Raw genomic sequence first — 21,040 nt, 5'->3', positions numbered from 1 at the left:
CGGCGCCGTTTGCGTTTCTCGGCCACACGCGATCGCGCTACTCGCAGGCGCGACCGCGCAGGCTCGTCAGCCGCTGCAGGTTGACCGAGCCGGCCGCATAGCCCGGCAGCACCGGCGCGTAGGTCACGGTCATCGCGTCGTTCGACGTGAAGCGGAAATTCGCCGAGCCCCACAAGGTCTGCGTCACGGCCGACGCTGCGAAGTTCGGCGGAAACTGTGCCCCCTCGCCGCCGCCGACGTAGAGGTTCATGAACACGCCGGCACCGAAGCGGCGGCCGACGCCGACGAGCCACAGCGGCGAGCCGTCCGGGCGGTACGTGTACCAGTACGCGGTGAGGTAGCGATCGTCGGCGAAGTCGTTGACCTCGAGATCGAAGCCGTAGCCCGAGCGCGCCGCCTCGTTCCACACGCCGCTGTAGCACGCCTTGATCACGCCGTCCGGCGCGTCGTTCTGGACGAGCGCCGGCCGCGTCAGCCGGCGCAGGTTCATCTGCCCCGCCGACAGGCCGAACACGGTCGGAAACCATTCCAGCGTCGCGCTGCTCGAATCGGTGAACGTCAGCCGCAACGAACCCCACGCGGTGTTGATCGGCCCGCCCGGCCCGATCGGAAAGCCGGTCGAGCGCGTACTGTACATCTGCACATTGATCACATTGCCCTGCGCCGGCGCGACGCCCTGCAGAAACACCGGCTCGCCGTTCACGTACAGGTACCAGGTGACGTAGAACGGCGCACCCGACAGCGGCAGCGCCTCGACCAGCACGCCGTGGCCGCTCTGGCCCGGGTTGTACCAGTTGCCGCTGTACGACGCGTCGACGTCGACGGCGGCCGGGTCGGTGCGCAGCGGATCGTCCTGCCCGTAGATGTCGGTGTTGCCGTTCGGGTCGGCCGGATCGAGGTTCGACGCGCCGGATGCGAACGCCGTCGTCGTGCCTTCGCAGTCGAGCGCGGGATCGGTCGATGCGCCGTTCGGCGCGCCGCCGCCGGCGCCCGCGACCGCGCGCCGCGCGACGCCGGTATTCGGATCGACCGCGAACACGTCCATCAGATTGCCGATCTCGCCTTCGACGAGATCGGTCGCCGTCGAACCGAACGCGATCGCGTTGCCGCTGCACGAGATCGTCGGATCGGACGCGTCGCCGTCCGGCGGGCCGCCGTTGCGGTCGCGCACGCCGAACAGACCGCCGCCGATGCCCTTCGCAGCGGCCGGCGCGCCGTCGCCGCGCTCGGCCATGTACACATTGCGAAAATTCGCGGTGAAGTCGGCGACGAGGTTGGTCGCACGCGACGCGAACACGATGCGCGATCCGTCGTACGACACCGACGGCGGGCCGGCCTCCGCGTTCGCCGGCGCGCCGCCCGGCGACACGCTCAGCGTTTCGATCGCGCCGGTGTCGAGGTTCTTGCGCACGACCTGCCAGTCGGCCGTGCCGCCGAGATTCGGCGCGCGCGTGCGGAACGCGACCCAGACGCCGTCGCCGGAGATCATCGGATCGCAGCTGTCGCCCTGCCCCTGCGTGCCCGCCGCGTCAGTGCTCGCGCGGCGGACGACGCCGGTGTCCTGGTCTTTCACGAACACGTCCTTGGCGTTGTTCGTGTCGTTCGGCACCCAGTTGCTCGCCGACGAGCAGAACGCGAGCAGCTTGCCGTTCGCCGACAGGCTCGGCGATTCGCTCGGCCCGTTGAGCAGGCCGCCGGAGGCATTTCGCTCGCCGCACACCGGCCGGAACAGGCCGTTCGGCGGCGACGCGCACAGCTGGCCCGCCTCGCCGTCGTTGACGACGGCGCCGGCCTTCGCCGCGGCCGCCGCCGGCACGTTGACGAACGCGGCCGCCTTGCCGTTCAACGACAGCGCGGGGCTGGCGGCGCTGCCGGGCAGCCGGCGGCCTTCGGCGTCGACGTTGACGAGCTTGCGGGCGCCGCTCGCACGATCGGCCAGCACGATGTTCGCGCCGTTCGAACCGGCGTCGCCGTCGACGAGGCCGGTCTGCTGCGAGGCGAACACGAGCGTGCGGCCGTCGCCGCTCAATGCCGGCGCGCCGGAATCGCGCGTCGTCGGTGCGCCGTTCGTCGTCTTCGACAACGGCCGCGCGCGATGCGCGGTGCCGGTTTCTTCACGAGTGGACAATGTGAACGGCACGTTGGCGATCGAGAACGCGACGTTCGCGCCGGTCGCGACGATCTCCGCGTCGGGAATCGCGTTCAGGCGCACGTTGACGTTGCACGTAGCGACGCCGCCGGTCGACAGGCCGTTCGGCAGCGACCAGGTGAGGCGCCCGTTCGCCGGGCGCGCGTCGCAGTCGTTGTCGAGCGCCGTCAGCGCGGCCGGCAGTTCGAGCGCCAGCGCCGGCGAGGTCAGACGCGACGCGCCGTTGTTGCGCAGGGTCACGGCGTAGCGGAACGACGCGCCGGGCCTGACCGGCCCCGGCGTGTTCGCGGCGAGGCCGATCGACACGCCGTCGCTCGTCGCCGTATCGATCGCCGTGACCGACGCGCTCGACGAGGCGGACGGTCCGCCGCCGGCCGAGCTGTAGCAGTTCACCTTGAAGCGGTAGGTGCCGCGCTCGGTCAGGCGCAGCCGGGTCGTGCGCAGCGTCGAGCAGCCCTGGCTGCCGCTGCCGCCGACCGTGTAGACGCAGACCGGATTCGACGTGGGCCAGTCGGGAAAGCTCACGCCGTTCGGAAACGTGCTGCCGGCGTAGTCGCAGTAGAACGCGCTCGCATTCGCCGACCAGGTCAGCGTGATCTGCGTATCGACGAGCACTTGCGAGGGCGCGTCGCCTTCGATGCCGTTGGTGAAGGCCGGCGGCGAGCCGGCGAGCGCGGCAGGCGCCGCGACGAATCCTGCCGAGAAACCGAGTACGGCCAGCCACATCGTGCGCATACGTCCCTCCCCACCGCCGCCAGTCTTTCCGAACGCACGGCCCGCGCCGTGCCGAAGATGCAACCGGTGCGCCGCGCCGAGTCCGGCGCCGACGACGGCGACATCATGTCACCGTGCGGTCACTGTGGCACGCGCGACGTTACCGGTACGTCGGAGCGAACGTTCGGCGACGCCGGAAGCCGACATCGTGCGGGAACCTCGCCGGCCTACCAGGCCGAGTCGCAGTCGCCTTCGATGCACGCGACGACCCGCCCGCCCGGTTCGCCCGCCATGCCGACGAAGATCGAACGCAACGCGCGATCGGCGATGTTGACGACCAGAAGATAGTCGTTCTCGCCGCGCTCGCCGAAGTTCCGGAACGGAATCGTCAGCCGGTAGTAGTTGACGCCGTCGGCCTGGTCGAACCAGAGCGCCGCGGCGCGAAGATCCGGCGTTCGGGCGAACGCGAGCTTGCGTGCGTCGATCGCGAGCGAACGGCCGCGATCGAGCGTCAGCTTCAGAAACGCGAACGCTTCCTCGCGCACCCGTGCCTGCACCCGATAGCCCATCGCATCGACGACGTCGATGCGTTCGGCATACGCGCGCAGCATGCCGCGCGCTTCGGCACCGGCGCAGACGGCTGCCGCGATGATCGCCGCGGCGAGCGATACGGATCGTCTTTTCATGGGTTCTCGTCGTGCGGATGAGTCGGAAACGAGCGTCCGCGGGCTCCGTTCGTTTTCAGCCGGTCACGCAAGCGACGGCACGACGGCGGCATAACCGAACTCGGCCAGGCGCGCCGTCAACAGCCGATTGATGCGATCGGCATCCGATTTCGCAAAACGGCCCCAGCCGAACAGTTTCCCGCTACGGCCGACGGCCTCGAACGTGTGCAACGTGAAACTGCCGCCGCGACGCTTCATCGTTCTCTGCGCGATGCCGAGCGACCGTAGTTCGGTCGCCGCAAGGCAGCGCTCGCGAACCTTCACCCCGAACAGGCTGCGCGCAAATTCGACCCGTTCCGGCGTGACGGTCCAACGCTCGACGCCGCCGCCGCTCCAGGCGGCCTCGATGCCGAGCGCCACGGCGAGCAAACCGCTCGCCGCCGCGACGGCAATGGCGATCGTTCGTCCCGCCCCGTCGATGTCGGCCCGCACGATGCCCGACACCGCGATCGCGGCAAGCACGACGACGAAGGCGAGGGCGACGTAAAGAAACAAAATATACAACGCGCCGCGTTCGGCCTGCACGACGACCGTCATGCCCGATGCCTCCGACGCCTCTCTGATGCGATCTATGCGTTCCACGGTGTTCTCCTGCTGCGGTACCGCACCGCCACCGGAAGCGGCGCGCAGCGGCGGGAGTCGATCCCGCCGTTGCGCGCCGTCGATGCTAGCGGAATCCGCTCTGCCCGTTGTAGGCCCTGCGTACCATCCAGTCTCGCATCACCCCGATTTCAGTGTCGAAGTTCACCGATCCGCCGACGCCGAGCGCGGCGCGTTCTCCCAGCACGCCGCCGTTGACGGACAGAAAACCGCCCGAGTTGTGATGCGTTGCGTAACGGCCGAGCGAAAAACCGGCGCCTGCTACGAAAGGAACCTCGACGCCGACCCCGACTTCCGTCAGCGAGATGCGTTCGGGTGCACCGCCGCCCGACAGCACTTCGTAGCCTTCAAGGTGTGCGACGTAGTTCGAATGCCCGCCCACGTGCAGACCGCCCGCGGCGATCGCGCCCACATAGCCGCCATCCTCGCTCGACACGCCGGCGACGCCGATCACTTCTCCGACCGGCTTTACCGGAGATGGGATGGGAGGCTCGCCCACGAGGCCGCCAAAGACGAAAACGTCCCATTCGAACGCGACCCAGTCCTGGCGATCGCCATAGACGAGTGCGGCCATTCGAGTATTTTCCGCACCCTGCTTCGCGCTTCGCACGATGCCCTTGAACGCCGCCGTCATGGCCCCGTTGGCGAAGTCGCCGCCGCTGACGGCCGAGAGGGTGCCGCCGGCCATGGCCGAGCCGAGCATCTGCGCCGGGCTCATGTCGGTCTGCTGCGGATTGACCGGACCCAGGTAGTCGCCCAGGCCCGCGCTGATGAAGCCGTGTCCGAAGCGCCCGCCCTGCACGCTCGAGAGCACGCCGCCGACCGCGCCGTTGGCCAGCGCGCGCGCGGCGAAGCGCATCTGCGTCGCCGGCGTCTTGAACGCCGCCTTCGACACGTCCACGTTGATCGCCCGGTCCACGCCCACGAACGCCGCCGCGGTCAGCGCGCCCAGCGCCGCGCCGCGCGCATTGCCGCTCTGCACCGCTCCGGCCACCGCGCCGGTCACGATCGCCGCCTGCGTGGTGGTCATGCCGATCGCCGAGCTGGTCAGCGCGCCGGGCAGGAAGATCGATATCACGATCGCCGCCGCCGCGCGCACGCCCTGACGTTCCTTCGACCCGAAGTAGCCGGTCGGATCGGTGTACGCCATCGGGTTGTTGAACACGTAGCTGTAGCGGTTGTGGCTCTGGCTGTTGCCCGGCGACTGCACGAACGGATCGGCCTGCAGGAAGCGGCCCAGCGCCGGGTCGTAGATGCGCCCGTTCATGTGCACGATGCCCGCCTCGTCCACCTGCTCGTGCCCGGTGTAGCCGTGCCGCGTCGTGGCCAGAAGCTCCGTGCGCAGGCTCGGCGTCCACGGCATCGGTGCCGTCCACGTGCCCGCGCTGCGGCGCTGGCCGAACGCATCGAAGCTCATGCTCGCCGTCGGATTGACAGGCTGACCCCAGATGTCGAGCACGACGTCGGTGGAGCCTTGCGCGTCGACGATGAGGTACTGCTGCGTCACCACGTAGTTCGCGCCGTTGCGGCGCTGCTTGACGATCACCGCGCCGGCGTAGCGCGCCACTTCTTCGATCGCGTTGTTGACCCAGCGCACTTCCGCGCCCGACACGTACTCGGTGATCGCGCTCGGACTGAACGCGGTGGCGCTCGCGTAGTCCAGGCGCCGCACCTTCTCGCGGTTCGGGCCGTAGTTGTAGTTCGTGCGCACGTTGGTGGCGTCCGAACGGATCGCCTTGACGAGGTCGTAGGCGGTGTAGCTCAGGGTGCGGTCGTCGCCGCCGCCCAGGATGCGCACGACGTTGCCGTTGGGGTCGTAGCAGTAGTCGGTCGTGCCCGCGCGCGTGACCGCGTGCGGACCCGGCGCCGTCACGCCCGGCTGCGTGGCGCAGGTACCGGCGGTCGAACCGCTGTACGCGTAGTTGCGGCCGCTCTTGGTCAGGATGTTGCCTTCGCCGTCATAGGTCTGCGCGCTCGTGCCCGTCGTGGCGCCGTTGCGCGTGAAGGTCGAGGACGTCAGGCGCTGCAGCTCGTCGTACGCGAACGTCTCGCGCTGCGTCACGCCGCCGGAGGTCGCCTCGCGGTAGCGCACGTTGCCGATCGGGTCGTAGTCGAGCGCCAGGTTCTGCAGCATGCCGCCCTGCACCTGCTGGCCGCGCAGACGGCCGGTCTGCGTATCGAACTGCCGCGTGGTGACGATTTCGGTACCGATCGCCTTGCGCTCGCGCGTGACGGAGCCGCGCGCGTTCATCTCGAGCACCTCGTGGTACACCGGGCCGGTGCCGGCCGGATACGCCGAACGCACCGCGGTGGCGTAGCCCTGCGCGTTGTACGTGTTCTTCTCGCCCGTGGTGGGCAGGCCCGGCGCGGTGAAGAAGCCCTGGAACGCACGGCCGTACTGATCGTAGGTCGACTGCGCCAGATAGGTGCGGCCGTCCTGCGCGGTGCTCACGCTCACCGCCTGGCCCACGCCGTTGTAGGCGATCGTGCGCGTCACGCTCACCGCGCCGCCTTCGGCGAACTGCTCGCTCGCGAGCTTGCCCACGCCGAACGCGGCGGTGTCGAACTGCCAGGTCGCCGAGGCGTATTCCGCACCGCCGCAGCCAGTGCCGTAGTCGATGCGCTTCCACACCCGGCCGCGGCCGTCGTAGCGCTGCTGCGTGCAGGTGTTGCGCGGACTGAGCTGCTGGATCGTCTCGCCCGCGTCGTTGACCGCGTAGTTCCACGTGCCGGCATCCGGATCGGCCACGCGCAGCTTGCGGCCCAGGCCGTCGTACGTCGTCGCCGTCACCTTGCCGTTGCGCGTGGTCGTCAGCACCTGGCCCGTCGCGTCGTACGCGAACGCCACCGTCATGCCCTTGTGGTCGGTCGTGGCGATCACCTCGCCCTGCGGACTGCGCACCTCGGTCAGCGTCTGCTGCACGCCGGCCGCGTTCGGCGGCAGCGTCGTCACCGTGGTGCGGCCCAGGAACGCGGTCGTCGTCGCCGCGCTGTTCGGCCCGATCGTCTGATACACGCGGCCGTAGTGGTCGCGGTTCGTCGTCGTCCACGCCAGCGTCTCGCCCGCGCGCGGGGTCGCCGCCCCGGTCGCGTTGTCGTTCGCGTAGAACGGTTCGGACACGCGCCGCGCATTGCCGCGCGCGTCGTACTGCGTGAGCACCGCCACGTAGTCGCCGCCGTTCAGGCCCTGCGTCAGCGCGAGCGTCGGCCGGCCCAGCACGTCGTGGAACGTCCAGCGCGTCGGCGCGCCGCTCGTCGTGGTCCGCGCGATGTACGCCAGCGCCAGGTTCGCCGGGCAGTTGCCCGCCGTGCACGCGATCCAGTCGGTGCGCACCGAAGTGCCGTCGGGCGTGTAGGCGAAGCGCTGGCGGCCGAGCTTGCCGTAGCGCAGTTGGGTGACGAGGCCGTTGGCGTCCTGCGTCTGCAGCGGATCGCCGCCGGCATTGCGCAGGATCACCGTCCCCGTGGTCACTTCCGTCGCCGCGTCCGCGCCGGCCGAGATCGCTTCGCTCGTCGACTGCACGTAGCGGCCCAGGCTGTCGTAGGCGTTGCGCACATAGCGCATCACCTGCGGGCCGGCCGGATGGAACACGTAGCTGCCCAGGCCCGCGCGCAGGATGCGGCAGGTCGACTCCGGCACGTCCGTGCTGCACGTGGCCGTGTTGGTACGGTTGCCGAACGCATCGAGCGTGTAGTACGTCGCCACGCCACGCACCGTCGTATCGGGCGACAGCGCGTCGACCGACGTGCCGACCATCGCCTCGACGCGTTCGGAACGCAGCAGGCCGCGCACGTCGGACGGGTTCGACGGATCGGTGTACGTGAACGAGGCGCGGCGGCCCTGCGTCGTCGTCGTGACCACGCCGCTGCGCGTCTCCACGCGCGTGTTGAACGTGCGCGTGGACATCAGGCGGCCGAGCTTCCAGGCCACCGGGTCGTTGACGTACTGGCTGCGCGCATCGAGCGTCGTGGACGTGTCGTCCTGGCCGGCCTGCGGGAACATGCGGCCACGCACGGTCACCTTGCTCGTCGTCGGATTGCCGAAGTCGTCGTACACCGCGCCCTGGAACTGCGAGGCCGTGAACGACGTCTGCTGGCCGTCGTCGCTGAAGTTCGTCGTGTTGGTCAGCCTCAGCGCCACGAAGATCGAGGGCACCGGCACGTTCGCCGGCGGCGGCAGCGTCTGCAGGCCCTGGGTGTAGTCGTTGAGATCACTGGCGCCGTTGGCGTCGCTCAGCGTCGCCCGCTGGTAGCGCCAGCCGTAGTTCGACGACAGCACCTTGGCCGAGATCGAATTGGCCGGCTCCAGGAAGCCCGGATCGCAGATGTGCAGCTTGCCCGACGGACACACCGGCGTGCGCGCATAGCAGCCCGCGCCCAGTTCGTTGATCTGGCTGCCCGTACGGCACACGTCCACCGGCAGGGCCGCAAGCTTGCGCGTGCGCGTCTGCTGCGGCAGGCCGGCGAACGGGAACTCCTGGTAGAACGTGGTATCGATCGACACCGCCGTCTGCAGGTCGACCGTGGTCACGCGGCGGAAGCCCAGCGAACCGCGGCCGCCGGCCTGCATCTTCAGGCCCGCGTACTGGTATTGCACGTACGCCTCGTCGGCCGGATCGCCCGGCGTCGGCGCGCTGCTGCCCACGTACTGCACCACATAGTTCGGCAAGGCCATGTCGAACACGGCCGAGCCGCGCGCCCAGTTGCGCACCGAGGCGTCGTAGTCGCGCCGGTACACCGACGCGAACGTCAGCGGCGAGTACTCGATCGTCGTCCTCGCGCCCAGGCCGTCGGTGATCGCGCCGACCACGCCGCGTGCGCGATGGTGCGAGTTGGAACGGTAGACCTGCCAGCCACCGTCGCCGCTGGACCCGGCGAACGGCTTGATCAACAGGTTGTCGATCAGGCCGTCGCCGTCGAAGTCGGCCGGCAGGCGGCGCCAGTCGTTGCCCGAGGTCGCCACGAAGCCGGTATCGACCGGCACGCTCGTGAACGCGTCGCCCTTCCACAGATAAACCTGGTAGTTGCGGTTCGGCGTCGCCGAATTGGGCCACCAGAAGTCGAGCCGGCCGTCGCCGTCGTAGTCAAGCAGCTGCACCTTGTCGATGTGGTTGGCGTTGAGGCAGTTGGCCACGCACTGCTCGTAGCCGAACACCGTGTCGCCGACCGTCAGGTTCGAGCGCCACTGGCCGTTGTCGGCCAGGTACACCACGTCCATGTAGCCGTCGGCGTTGACGTCGGCCGAGATCACGCGCTGGCTGGCCCGGGTGGACGAGTTCTCGTCGTGGTTCTCGATCACCCGCACCGTGCGCGTCGTGCGCATGAAGCGGAACTCGCCGTTCACCACGCCCTCGGCGCGGTAGGTCACGAAGTAGTACGCCACCGGCGTGCCCAGCGGCGTATCCGGACCCGGCTCCTCGATCGTCGGCGCTTCGGTCTGCGGCACTTCCGTGCCCGGCGCCACGCCGCCGATGACGATGCCGCCGCTGCCGCACGCGGCGGCCGACGACATGAAGCGCAGGTCGCCGCGGCCGTCGCCGTCCACGTCCACCACCTGCGCGCGTTCTTCGTCGCGCCGCGCCGTGTACGTCGACGCCGCGCAGCCGAACGCGCCGTTCGCATCGTCCATCAGCCGCACCAGGAGCGGCTGCGCGAAGCGGTACGGCCGCTCGTTGTCGCCCGGCACGCGTTCCATGATCGCGATGCGATTGGAGTCCACGCCGATGCGATACACGAGGTCGGGCAGCCCGTCGCCGGTGTGGTCGACCAGGTTCGACTCGAACTTGAGCGTGCTGCTCGTATCGGCGTAGCCGACGTTGTCGAGCAGCAATTCGGCCGCGCCGAAGCCGCTGCCGGTGGACAGGCGCAGATACCAGCTCACCCGCCCCGTATTGGTCTGCGAACGCGACAGGTAGATCAGATCGTCCAGACCGTCCGCGTTCAGGTCGATCGTCTGGAACGCGCCGACCGGGTCGACCCCGTCCAGCCGCACCACTTCGGTATTCGTGGAAAAGTTGATGCCGACCGCGTCGGGCCGCGAGTACAGCACGTTCAGGCGCCGGCCGTTGTCGATCCACGCGATGTCCGTGCGGCCGTCGCCGTCGAAGTCGGCCAGGCGATGCGACACCAGGCCCGGGAAGCGCCGGTTCGCGCCGCTGCCGTCGGTGTTCGGCGTGCCCACGCTCGAGACCACGTCCTGCCACGCGAACGTCGTGGGCGCGTAGCACACCGCCTGCGCCGTGTCGGCGCACTCGCGGATCTGCGTCACGCGCGGACGCACCAGGTCCACCGCCGACACCACCGCGTTGGCGTAGGTCACCGGGTAGTAGCGGATCACCTTGTCGTTCTCGTCGCGCACCGTGACCGCGTTGAGCAGCTGCGAGGCGATCGCGTCGCCCAGGCTCGAGTGGCTCAGGTCGCGCCGGCCCGAGGCGCGGTAGTCGAACACCACGCGTCCGCCGGTGTAGCCGATCTGCGTCAGCACGCGTTCGCCCGGCATCGTCAGCGTGCCGCTGCCCTGCGACGAATACGTGTAGGTCAGCGTATTGCCCGACGCGTCGGCCTGCTCGGTCTGCAGCCAGCTGATCGCCGTACCGCGGTTGCCGAAGCTGCGCGCCACCACCGTGCCGGCCGATCCGCCGAAGCGCCGCACCGTGCCGTCCTTGCCGTACACCGTGAACGCGTACGTCGGCACCGTCCCGTTCGTGCCGTGCATCGTCGCCGGCAGCGGCGTCGCGTCGCTCAGCACGATGCGCTGGAACGACTCCACCTCGGTGCGGTACTCCGCACCGGCCTGCATATGGGTTCCTTTCCACAACAGCAGGCGCTGACCGTCCAGGCAAAACTGGTTCAGGTCGCTGCTGACCGTGTCGCCGTCGCCGAATTCCTTGCCCGAACGGCACTTCTGGATCGACGAGGCGGCTTCGAGGTTGAAGCCCGTGCCCAAGAGCCCTTCACCGCCCGCGCTGCTGTAGCTCAGCGCCACCGACGGCGTCAGTCCGCCGCGGCCGCGCGGCGCGTACACGTCGACGCGGTACGTCGCGTGCCCGCCTTCGCTGACCTTGAACTCGCCGCCGAGCGCGCCGACGCGGTCGGACGCGTCGTCCAGCGTCGGTTCCTGGAACGGCGTCGGCGCCGGCGCCGCATCCGGCGGACCCGACGTCGAGTCGTTGCCGCCGCCGCTCGTGGCCACCGTCACCAGCACCTCGGCCGACTCGCCGACGAGCACGCCGGTCGCCGAACCCGAGCGCAGTTCGTACTGCACGCGCGATCCGGGCGCGAGCCAGTCGTGCAGGCTGCCGTTGGGCTGCGCCGACACCTGCGAGATCGCGTTGGTCGCCAGATTGCGACGGTACAGGTGGTTCGGCGAACCGCCCGGCTGCGGCGTCGACGCCCAGCCGACGTACACGTCGCACGTGCTCGCGGCGTTCGGCGCCACGCAGTACGAATTGCCGACGTAGACGTGGTCGATCACCGTTCCCTTGACCATGGCGGTCGGATTCGTCAGCACGCCGGCCGGCCAGACCACGTCCGGGTTCGGCCAGACCACCTGCGCGTTCGGCAGGCTCACCGATCCGTTGTTGAGGTTCGCCGGCACGTTCACGGCTATGCTGCCGGTCGCTGAATTGGGGCCGGTGAAATTGCGCGCGACCGTGCCCAGCGGCGACGCCTGCGTGCCCCACACGCGCAGACAGTTCGCGGCCACCGTGCAGTCTTCGTCCAGATGCTTCACGCCGCTGATGTAGTCGAGCTTGCGCGGCGTACCGGTCGTGTTGTTCGGCGGCTCGGTCGGCGACGACGTCACACCCATCAGCCAGACGGGATTGCCGGTCTTGTCGTAGATCAGCGCCTTTTCCGTCTCGACATATTCGCCCGTCGAAAACCGGCCCATCGAATAGTTGTAGCCCCAGTTGCCGTGGGCCGGGTCGTACCAGTTGCCGTTGTAGCTCGGATTGCTCTCCGCGCTCGACGGCTGGTTCACGGGCGACGCTCGGAAGATGTCGTACAGACACTCCGAATAGGTTCCCGGATAGTCCTCATGCGTCCAGTTGATGCCGATGTGCGTCGCCGAACCCGGAAAGAACCGGCCGCCGAGCGTGCCTACCCGGCGATAGCTCGTGCTGCCGCTGCTATTGAGCGTCACTCGGAACAACTCGGCGCTCCACGTCGGCGACGTCGAGGTGATGTCGATCAGGTCGGTGCGATACCACACCGGCACGTGGTTGCGGTCGAACGCGTACCAGAAGCCGATCATGTACCGCACGCCGTTGACGTCGGCGTAGTAGAAGTCCCAGCCGGTGCCCTGGCGCTTGGGGTTGTACCAGTGCCCCGGAAACGCCGGCGTCGATCCCGGGTCGATCGGCGGTTCGACGATCGAACAGGCGTCCGCCGCCGGCGCCGCCGGGCGTGCCATCTGCGCCGATGCCTGGCCCGCCGCGCACAGCGCCGCGAACAGCACCGCCCGGCGCATCCATGCGCCCGTTCCCGCCGCCGAATCCGGCGCACGCTTGTCGCCGCCGGTCCGCCGGCGCGCGCTGTTGCTGTCGTTTGTCACCCTGATACCCCTTGTTCTGAACGAATCGGCGCGGAAAGCCCTTCCGCCCGCCAAAGCGACTAATCGGAAAACCGGAAAAAAACAGACCATCGCGCGCGAACGGCGCGACATGCCGAAGACGGCAGTGTCCGGGAGGGGTGTCTCAAGGTTTGCTACGCGGGATCGCTGACGCGCGAGGAGCTACTTCGTCGCGGCGAAGAACGCGCGGAAGCGCGGCGAGAACATCGCGGCGTCGGGCGCGAGCCGCGCGTCGAGCGCGCGCACCGCGCGCACGTCGGCGCGCGCGGCGTCGAGCGCTTGCGCATCGCCGTCGATTTCGGCCTGCACATGGCGGGCGGCCGCGCGCACGAGGAACGCCTGCGCTTTCGCGCGCGGGTCGCCGTAGCTGTCGGGATTGATCCGCGCGACGTCGGCGTAGCGGCCCGCGAGCCATGCGCGGTACGCATCGAGCAGCGGGGTCGGCACGCGCGCCGCGATCGGCGTCGGCGCCGGTTTCGGCGGTTCCGTCCTGGCCGGCTCGGGCTTCGCCGGCTCGGCTTTCGGCGGCTCGGTCTTCGGCTTGTCCGGCGGCTTCGGCGTATCGACCGGCTTCGGCGTTTCGGCAACCGGCGGCTTCGGCGTCTCCGCCGGTTTGGGCTCGTCGACCGGCGGCTTCGGCGGCGTCTGCTGCGCGACGCGCGACTCGCACGACGCGGCGTTGCGATCCTGCTCGGCCTTGAGATTCGGCACGCCGCCGACGACGCCGGCGTTCGCGGCCGAACGCCATTCGCGCAGCGCGCCGGCGCAGTCGCCCTGCTTGAACGCGGCGAGGCCGAGGTAGTACTGCGGCACGTACGGCTCCCAGCGCTGGCCGTACAGGCGCACGCGCGTCGCCGGCGCCGGCTGTTCGGCCGCGGCTTCGGTCATGCGGCGGCGCACCTCGTTCCAGTCGCCGTCGCGCACGGCTTCGAGGCCGCGGCTGTAGGCGTCCTTGTAGTCGGCCTGCGCGGCCGTCGCCGCGGCGAGCGCGACGGCGGCGGCGAGCGCGCGCATGCCGTTACCAGCCCGCACGCGTGAAATAGTCCTCTGCCGAGATCGTCGGGAACGCCGCGTTCGCGCTCGCGCGGCGCTGCGCCTCCACTTTGGCGATGACCGTCACCGGCTTGGCCGCCTGCGGATGCCGGAACGTGATCACGTAGCTGCCGGCCGGCAGCTTCAGCGCGAACGGCGTCGACGCGTCGGCCGGCAGCGCGACCGCCTTGCGATTGCCGTCGAGTACGGATTCGACCTTCGCCCACGGCTGCGCGTTGAGCACGAGTTCGCCCTGCTCGGCGGCGATGCGCGCCGCTTGCGCGTCGACCAGCTTGCCGCGCAGCGCCGCCGCGTCGCGGCGCGCGGCGGCGAATTCCGGTTCGGCGCCGAGCAGCGCTTCCTGCTTCTGCGCGAAGGCGGCGAGCGCGTCGAATGCCGGCAGCGTCGAGGCGCCGCGCAACGCGGCGGCGAACGTTTCGGCGAGGCGCTTGCGCAGCGCGAGCGCGTCGGCGTTGCGCGCGTCGGTCGCGAGCACGCCGCCGAGGAGGCCCGCCGCGTTGGCGAGCGATTCCGGCGTCGGCGGCGTCATCGCGATCGCGACCGCCGTGCGTTCGCGCGCCGCCGCGGCGTCGGCGTCCGCTTTCTCGCGCAGCATCTGCGTGTTGATGTTCGCGACGAGCCGCTTGACCGCGGCGTCGTCCGGGTACGCCTGCTGCGCCGCCTGTGCGAGCGCGAGCGCGCCGGCCGTGTCGCGCGCCTCGACGCGCGCGGCGATCGCCGCGGCGACGCGCTGCGGCAGCTCGGCCGCGAGCTTGCGCGCCTCGGCATTGTCGGGATCGAGCTTGAGCACCTGGTCGAGCGCCGCGCGCGCGTTGTCGTCGGCCGGCGCGAGGAAACGTTCTTCGGCGAGCGCCTGTTTCGCCGCCGACAGTGCGCGGCCGATGTCGGCCAGGCGCTGGCCGAGGCGCTGCTCGATATCGGTCTTGAGCGCGGCGGCGTCGGTCCGGCCCGGTTCGACGCGCAGCGCGAGTTCGGCGCGTTCGAGCGCGCGCTGCGGCGTCGCGGCAGCCGCCTTGCGGCCGTCGGCGACGAGCGCGGCGGCGAGGTTGCCGGCGAGCGCGCGCACGCGCGGATCGTCCGGCGCGAGGTCGCGCAATTGTCCCAATGTGGCGAATGCGTTCGCGTTCGCCGGTTCGTCGAGCCGTCCGGCGGCGAGTTCCTGCGCGCCGCGCGCGGCGAGGTCGGCGATCTGCTTTTCGGCGTCGGCCTGCCGCTGCGCGAGCGTCGCGGCGTCGGCGAGGGTCGCGTAGGTCGATTCGTTGCCGAGATCGGCCTTGAGCAACGCGAGCATCCGGCTCGCGCGCGCCGCGTCTTTCGCCGCAAGCGCCTCGCGCGCCGGCGCGAGCTGCGCCTCGACGAAGCGCTCGTAGCGCGTCTTCACCGCGGCGTCGGCCGGCGCCAGTTCCTTCGCGCGCACGAGCTGCGCGTACGCGCCGTCCGGACCGAACGGGCGGCCGGCCTTTTCCGCCGCATCGGCGCCGGTCAACAGCTGCTCGAGCTGCTGCCGCTGCTGCGCGGCGGCGCGCTCGGTTTCGATGCGCGTTTTGAGCTGCGCGAGCGCGGCGTCGTCCTTGCGCACGAACAGGCCCTGTTCGGCGCGGTCGAGCGCGGCGGCGTAGTCGCCCTTGGCGAGCGCGGCCTGCGCCTCGTCGCGCATCGCCGCGGCAATGCGGTCGAGCAGCGCCTGCGCCTGCGCGTTCTCCGGATCTTTCTGCAGCAGCTTCTGCAGGAGTTCGTACGCGTTGTCGCCCGGCGGCGACACCAGCCGGCGCTCGTCGACGTGGCGCGCGGCATCCTTGAGCCAGAAGCCGACGAGCTCGCGCTCCTCGGCCGACAGCCCGCCGCGGCCGGCGAACTGCCACACGCCGATGCCGAGCGCCGCGGCGAGCAATGCGCCGCCGAGCGCGAACCACGGCCAGCGCGGTCTTGCGGGCGGCACGCGGCTCGGCGGCGGCGCGGTCGGGCGCGACGGCGCTCGCGACGGCGCTTGCGGCCGAGGCAGCGGCTGCGCGCCCGAAATCGCACCGGAGCGCAGATTGCGCGCGGCCGGATCGCTCGCGGTAAAACCGAGCGCGCGCAACTGGTCGGACGAGGACAGCGCCGGATCGAGCTTGAGCCGCATCAGCAACGTGTCGCTGCCGACCACGCGCTGCTTGAGCGCCGCGATGAATTCGCGCAGGTCGGCGTAGCGATCGTCGCGGTTCTTCGCGAGCATGCGGTCGACGACCGGCTGGAAGAACGCGAACTCGGGCGGCAGCGGCGGCGCCGGCGTCGTCAGGTGCGCCATCATCACGGCGATCGGCGTGTCGCCGTTGAACGGCGTCTTGCCCGACAGCAGCTCGAAGAACATCACGCCGAGGCTGTACAGATCCGAGCGGCCGTCGATGTCGCCGCCGGAAATCTGCTCGGGGCTCATGTAGTTCGGCGTGCCCACGAGCATGCCGGTCTGCGTCAGGCGCGTGGCGGCCTGGTCCTGCGTGCGCGCGATGCCGAAGTCGGTCAGGACCGGCGTCAGCGCGTCGCGGAACATGATGTTGGCGGGCTTGAGATCGCGGTGCACGATGTTGTGCTGGTGCGCGAAGTCGAGCGCGCCGCCGATCTGCACCACGACGCTGACCGCCTCGGCGAGCGACAGCCCGGTCTGCATGCGCTCGGACAGCGTGCCGCCTTCGAGGTATTCCATCGCGATGTACGAGACGTCGTCGTTCGAGACGATGTCGTACACCGCGACGATATTGCGATGCGGCAGCTTGGCCATCGTGCGGCCTTCGAGCAGGAACCGCTTCTCGAACTGGCGCACGTCGTCGCCGGACGACTCGTGCGCGCGCCGCATCACCTTGATCGCGATCTTGCGCTGCAGCGACTCCTGCACCGCGAGCCAGACCGTGGACATGCCGCCCGCGCCGAGCTGGCGCAGGAGTTCATATCCCGGAATTCTGATCGGCCCGGCAGGCATCGTAAGGGCTCCCCGTACCCGGCCCGATCATAGCAAGCGCGCATCGCGACGTGGCGCGCAAGCAACAAACGCGCAATCGTCGATGCTAGTCGGCCGCAACGAGCGGTCGCGGCAATATCAGCGCGACGCGAAGGCCGCCGTCCTCCCGGTTCGCCAGCACGATGCGACCGCCGTGCGCCTCGACGATCTCGCGCGCGAGCGCGAGGCCGAGGCCCGTGCCGCTGCGCTTGGTCGAATAGAACGGCAGCAGCGCGTTCGCGAGCACGGTATCGCTCATGCCGGTGCCGCGATCGGAAACCTCGATCCGCGATTCCTCGGCGCGCTGCGTCACGTCGATGCGGATCGCGTCCAGCGGGCTGCCCGCCTCGTGCGCGTTCTTGACGAGGTTGATCAGCACCTGCTCGACCTGCGCGCGGTCGAACCAGCCCGGCTCCGGCGGCGCCGCGCCGACGGCGATTTCCGGGTGCTGCCGCGCGATCGCGCCGAGCAGCGCCGGCCAGGCGACGCGCTCCGATCGCGGCTGCGGCAGCTTGGCGAACTCGGCGTAGCCGCGGATGAACGCGTGCAGGTGGCGCGTGCGGTCCTCGATCGTGTCGAACACCGGCGCCAGGCGGCCGAACTCGCCCTTCTGCGCTAGCACGCGGCCGGAATGCGCGAGCGACTGCATCGGCGCGAGGGAATTGTTCAATTCGTGACTGATGACGCGAATGACCTTTTTCCACGTCGCCACTTCCTGGCGGCTGATTTCGCGCGTCATGCGCTTGATCAGGTACATGCAGTGCAGGCGTCCCTGCAGCTTGAAGCTGCGTTGCGAGAAGTGAAAGGTTTCGTCTTCCCGATCGAGCGGCACGGTGAACAGCGTGTCGCCGCCGTGCGCGACCGCGGCGGCGAAAGCCGGCGGGCATTCGGCGACGACGTCGGCGAACGTGAGTCCCTGCAGCCGCTGGCCGCCGTTGAGCAGCTGGCGCGCGGCGATGTTCGCGTAGACCACGTGACCGAGCGGATCGGTCAGCACCAGCGCGTTCGGCGTGTGCTGCACGACGGTGTCGAGCAGAAGCTCGCGCTGGAACAGGTTCTGGCGTTCTTCGCGCAGCACGCGGCCGAGCTCGTTGTGCGCGCGCGCGAGGTCGCCGAGCTCATCGCGGCGGTCGGCGGCGATCGAGAAGCTGAAATCGCCGTCCTTGAAGCTCGCGACGCTGCCGGCGAGCGCACGGAACAGGCTGGCCGGCGTGCGCGTGAGCATGCGCGCGACGACCGGCGCGCAGACGGCGAGCACGGCGAGCAGCACCGCGGCGACGACGAGGTCGCTTTCGAGCCAGGCGTACAGCGACAGCGCGAGCGCGCCCGCGCCGAGCGCGAACACGCCGAGCGCTACGGCGACTTTTCCTTCGAGGGAGAACAGGCGCATCGGGGCTCGGGACGGCTCAAAGATTTCACGATAGCGCGCGAGTGAGGCATGCGCCAAACGCAGGGCTCCCTCTCCCCCAAGGCTCGCCTTGGGGGAGAGGGAAAGCGTCTAGTTCCCCACCGAAATCCCGAGCTTCTCCAACCGGCGATACAGCGCCTGCCGCGACAGCCCCAGCTCCGACGCCGCCTGGCTGATCACGCCGCGCGCACGCGCCAGCGCCGCTTCGATCGCGGCGCGGTCGGGCTCGTCGGCGCCGCGCGGCGCCGGGCGCAGCGACGCAAGACCCAGGTCGGCCGGCTGCACCACGCCGTCGCGGCACAGAAGCCGCGCGCGCTGGATCGCGTTCTTGAGTTCGCGCACGTTGCCGGGCCACGTGTGCACCATCAGCGCCTGCCGCGCGTCTTCCGACAGCTGCGCGCCGCCGTCGAGAAAATGCATCGCCAGCGGCAGAATGTCGTCGGGCCGGTCGCGCAGCGCGGGCAGCGCGAGTTCGATCACGTTCAAGCGGTAGTACAGGTCTTCGCGGAAGCGGCCGTCGCGGATCATCGCCGGCAGGTCGGCGTTCGTCGCCGACAGCACGCGTACCTTGACCGTGCGCGTGCGGCCCGAACCGAGCCGTTCGAACTGACCGGTTTCGAGCACGCGCAACAGCTTCACCTGACCCGACAGCGGCAGGTTGCCGATCTCGTCGAGAAACAGCGTGCCGCCGTCGGCGAGTTCGAAGCGCCCTTCGCGCGCCTTGCCCGCGCCGGTGTACGCGCCGGCGTCGGCGCCGAACAGTTCCGCCTCGATCAGCTCGTTGGGCAGCGCGCCGCAGTTCACCGCCACGAACGGGCCGCGCTTGACGGCCGAGTTCGCGTGCACGATCTCCGCGATGCGCTCCTTGCCCGCGCCGTTCGGTCCGGTGATCAGCACCGGCAGATCGGCGCGCGCGACCTGGCACGCAAGCTCGATGACGCGCTCGGTCGCGCCGTCGCCGAAGATGAGGCCCTTCAGTTCGAACTTCGCGCGCAGCGCTTCCTGGCTCTTGTGCCGGGCGCGCTTGAGGCGCGTCACTTCGCGCGTGGATTCGGAGAGCTCGATCAGGTTTTCGACCGTCGCCAGCAGCTTCTGGTCGTCCCAGGGCTTGGCGAGGTAGTCCGCCGCGCCGGCCTTGACGAGCTCGACCGCGGTTTCCAGGTGCGTCCAGGCGGTCAGGAGGATCACCGGAAGATCCGGATGCCGCGCGCGGATCGCGCGAAACAGCGCGATGCCTTCCTCGCCCGAGGTCGTGTCCTGGTGGAAATTCATGTCCGCGATGACGAGTTCGACCTGCTCGCGTTCGAGCACGGCGAGGCCTTCGTCGGGGCTCAGCGCCGCGAGCGTGCGGATCTCGTTGAGCGACAGCAGCACTTCCAGCGCCGTGGCGACGGCGGGATTGTCGTCGATCACCAGGACGGTGCGCATGACGACTCGATCGTTGGGCGGAAGATTGCGGCGCATACGCCGCACAGATGCGAGGAGAAACTAAAAGGTTGCATCGCTGACCGTCGTTGCGATTGAGCGCGCGATTGTCGGCGCGTTGCGGCGGGACCACAACTCCGCCCCCGCGCCGTCCGTTGGTTACGGCGCGCGGGCGGAGCGTGGCACGTTACACCGAACGCGTCGCGACGGCCGGCGGCACGCGCGAGGCGCGCGTGGCGGGGCCGAACACCGCGAGCTGGCCGAGCAGCCACAGCGCGATCATGCCGCCGACGAGGTACAGCACGGGCAGGCGCTGCGCCGAATAGGCCTGCATCAGCCACAGGTTCACGCCGTAGGTGAGCACGGCGCCCAGCGCGAGGCCGATCGTGGTGATCACGAAGTTCTCGGTCAGGAAGTAGCGCAGGATGTTGCCGCGCGTCGCGCCGAGCGCCCGGCGCGTGCCGATCTGCTTGGTGCGCTGCGTGACCCAGAAGCTCGCCATGCCGACGATGCCGAGCGCGGTGATCGACAGCAGCGCCACGATCACGGCGATGAGGATGATCAGCATCGCGCGGTCGCTGCGGTAGCACTCGGCGCGAATCTCGGTCAGCGTGCGCGCCTCGCGCACGATGCGGCTCGTGTTGGTCTGCGCCAGCTTCGCCTCGACCGCCTTCACCAGTTCGGTGACGCGGCCCGGCTCGGCGCGCACGAGATAGCGCGTCTGCAGGCCGAACGGCACCATCTGCGGCACCATCATCGAGAACTCGTAGGCGTTCTTGTCGCCGCTGCGGTTGGAAATGTTCGGCCACGGCATGATCAGGCGGTCGACGACGCCGATCACGGTCAGCGGCGGCTTTTCCTGGTCGAGATAGAACTGCTTGCCGACCGCGTTCTGGCCCGGCCACAGACGCTCGCCGAGCGCCTTGGTGATCATCACGATGTTCGGCCACGACGTGCTGCGCACGTCGCGGTGCGTGATTTCGTCGGCGGTGAAGTTGCGACCGCCGACGAGCTTCAGGCCGTACGTGTCGAGACCCTGCTCGTCGATGAAGTACATCGCGACGCCGACGTCGGAGTTCTGCTGCGTCGTCGTCAGGCTGATGCCTTCGGACCAGCCGCTCTGCGACATCGGCACGGTCAGGATCGGCGCGGCGTTGGCGACGCCGGGCATGCCGCGCAGCGTCGCGAGGTCTTCGGCGTACGCGTTCTTCACGTCGTAGCCGGCGCCGAAGCCGAGGCTCGAGATCATGAACGTGTCGGCCTCGTTCATGCCCGACGCGCGGCCCATGTTTTCGATGCGCTGATTGATGATGAACAGCGCGTTGCTGACGATCGCGAGCGTCAGCGCGATCTGCAGGCCGATCAGGACCAGCGCGACCTTGCTGCGCATCAGGGCGGAAAGAATCGGACGGAATTCCAT

9 protein-coding genes are annotated in these 21,040 nt (G+C 69.7%); all 9 read right to left on the bottom strand.

Features of this window, described 5'->3' with window-relative positions; genetic code table 11:
- Positions 1 to 37: 37 nt before the first annotated feature.
- The 9 genes from OD750_RS01650 to OD750_RS01610 all read right to left on the bottom strand — a co-directional run bounded on the left by OD750_RS01650 (position 38) and on the right by OD750_RS01610 (position 21,040).
- On the bottom strand, positions 38 to 2,884 hold the full coding sequence (locus tag OD750_RS01650; RefSeq protein ID WP_263543734.1) for a TolB family protein: 2,847 nt from the start codon (positions 2,882 to 2,884) through the stop codon (positions 38 to 40).
- 206 nt (positions 2,885 to 3,090) lie between these two features.
- Complete coding sequence (locus OD750_RS01645; protein WP_263543735.1) at positions 3,091 to 3,549, bottom strand: hypothetical protein; 459 nt, start codon at positions 3,547 to 3,549, stop codon at positions 3,091 to 3,093.
- A 63-nt stretch (positions 3,550 to 3,612) separates the two neighbouring features.
- On the bottom strand, positions 3,613 to 4,125 hold the full coding sequence (locus OD750_RS01640; protein ID WP_263543736.1) for a hypothetical protein: 513 nt from the start codon (positions 4,123 to 4,125) through the stop codon (positions 3,613 to 3,615).
- A 130-nt stretch (positions 4,126 to 4,255) separates the two neighbouring features.
- Positions 4,256 to 12,742 carry an RHS repeat-associated core domain-containing protein gene (locus OD750_RS01635; RefSeq protein WP_263543737.1) on the bottom strand — a complete coding sequence of 2,829 codons (8,487 nt, stop codon included), beginning with the start codon at positions 12,740 to 12,742 and terminating at the stop codon, positions 4,256 to 4,258.
- 180 nt (positions 12,743 to 12,922) lie between these two features.
- Positions 12,923 to 13,774 carry a hypothetical protein gene (locus OD750_RS01630; protein ID WP_263543738.1) on the bottom strand — a complete coding sequence of 284 codons (852 nt, stop codon included), beginning with the start codon at positions 13,772 to 13,774 and terminating at the stop codon, positions 12,923 to 12,925.
- A gap of 4 nt (positions 13,775 to 13,778) precedes the next feature.
- Complete coding sequence (locus OD750_RS01625) at positions 13,779 to 16,769, bottom strand: serine/threonine-protein kinase (RefSeq protein WP_263543739.1); 2,991 nt, start codon at positions 16,767 to 16,769, stop codon at positions 13,779 to 13,781.
- An 85-nt stretch (positions 16,770 to 16,854) separates the two neighbouring features.
- Positions 16,855 to 18,177, bottom strand: a complete 1,323-nt coding sequence (locus OD750_RS01620) for a sensor histidine kinase (protein ID WP_263543740.1) — start codon at positions 18,175 to 18,177, stop codon at positions 16,855 to 16,857.
- A 108-nt stretch (positions 18,178 to 18,285) separates the two neighbouring features.
- The gene (locus tag OD750_RS01615; protein WP_263543741.1) at positions 18,286 to 19,623 is read right to left on the bottom strand and encodes a sigma-54-dependent transcriptional regulator; all 1,338 of its coding nucleotides are present in this window, start codon (positions 19,621 to 19,623) and stop codon (positions 18,286 to 18,288) included.
- Between the two features lie 184 nt (positions 19,624 to 19,807).
- Positions 19,808 to 21,040 carry an ABC transporter permease gene (locus OD750_RS01610; RefSeq protein WP_263543742.1) on the bottom strand — a complete coding sequence of 411 codons (1,233 nt, stop codon included), beginning with the start codon at positions 21,038 to 21,040 and terminating at the stop codon, positions 19,808 to 19,810.

Origin of the sequence: Tahibacter soli, assembly GCF_025717065.2 — a bacterium.
In the GTDB taxonomy this organism is placed as follows: domain Bacteria; phylum Pseudomonadota; class Gammaproteobacteria; order Xanthomonadales; family Rhodanobacteraceae; genus Tahibacter; species Tahibacter soli.
Note: the sequence above shows the minus strand (reverse complement) of the source record. Positions and strands in the feature narration are given on the sequence as shown.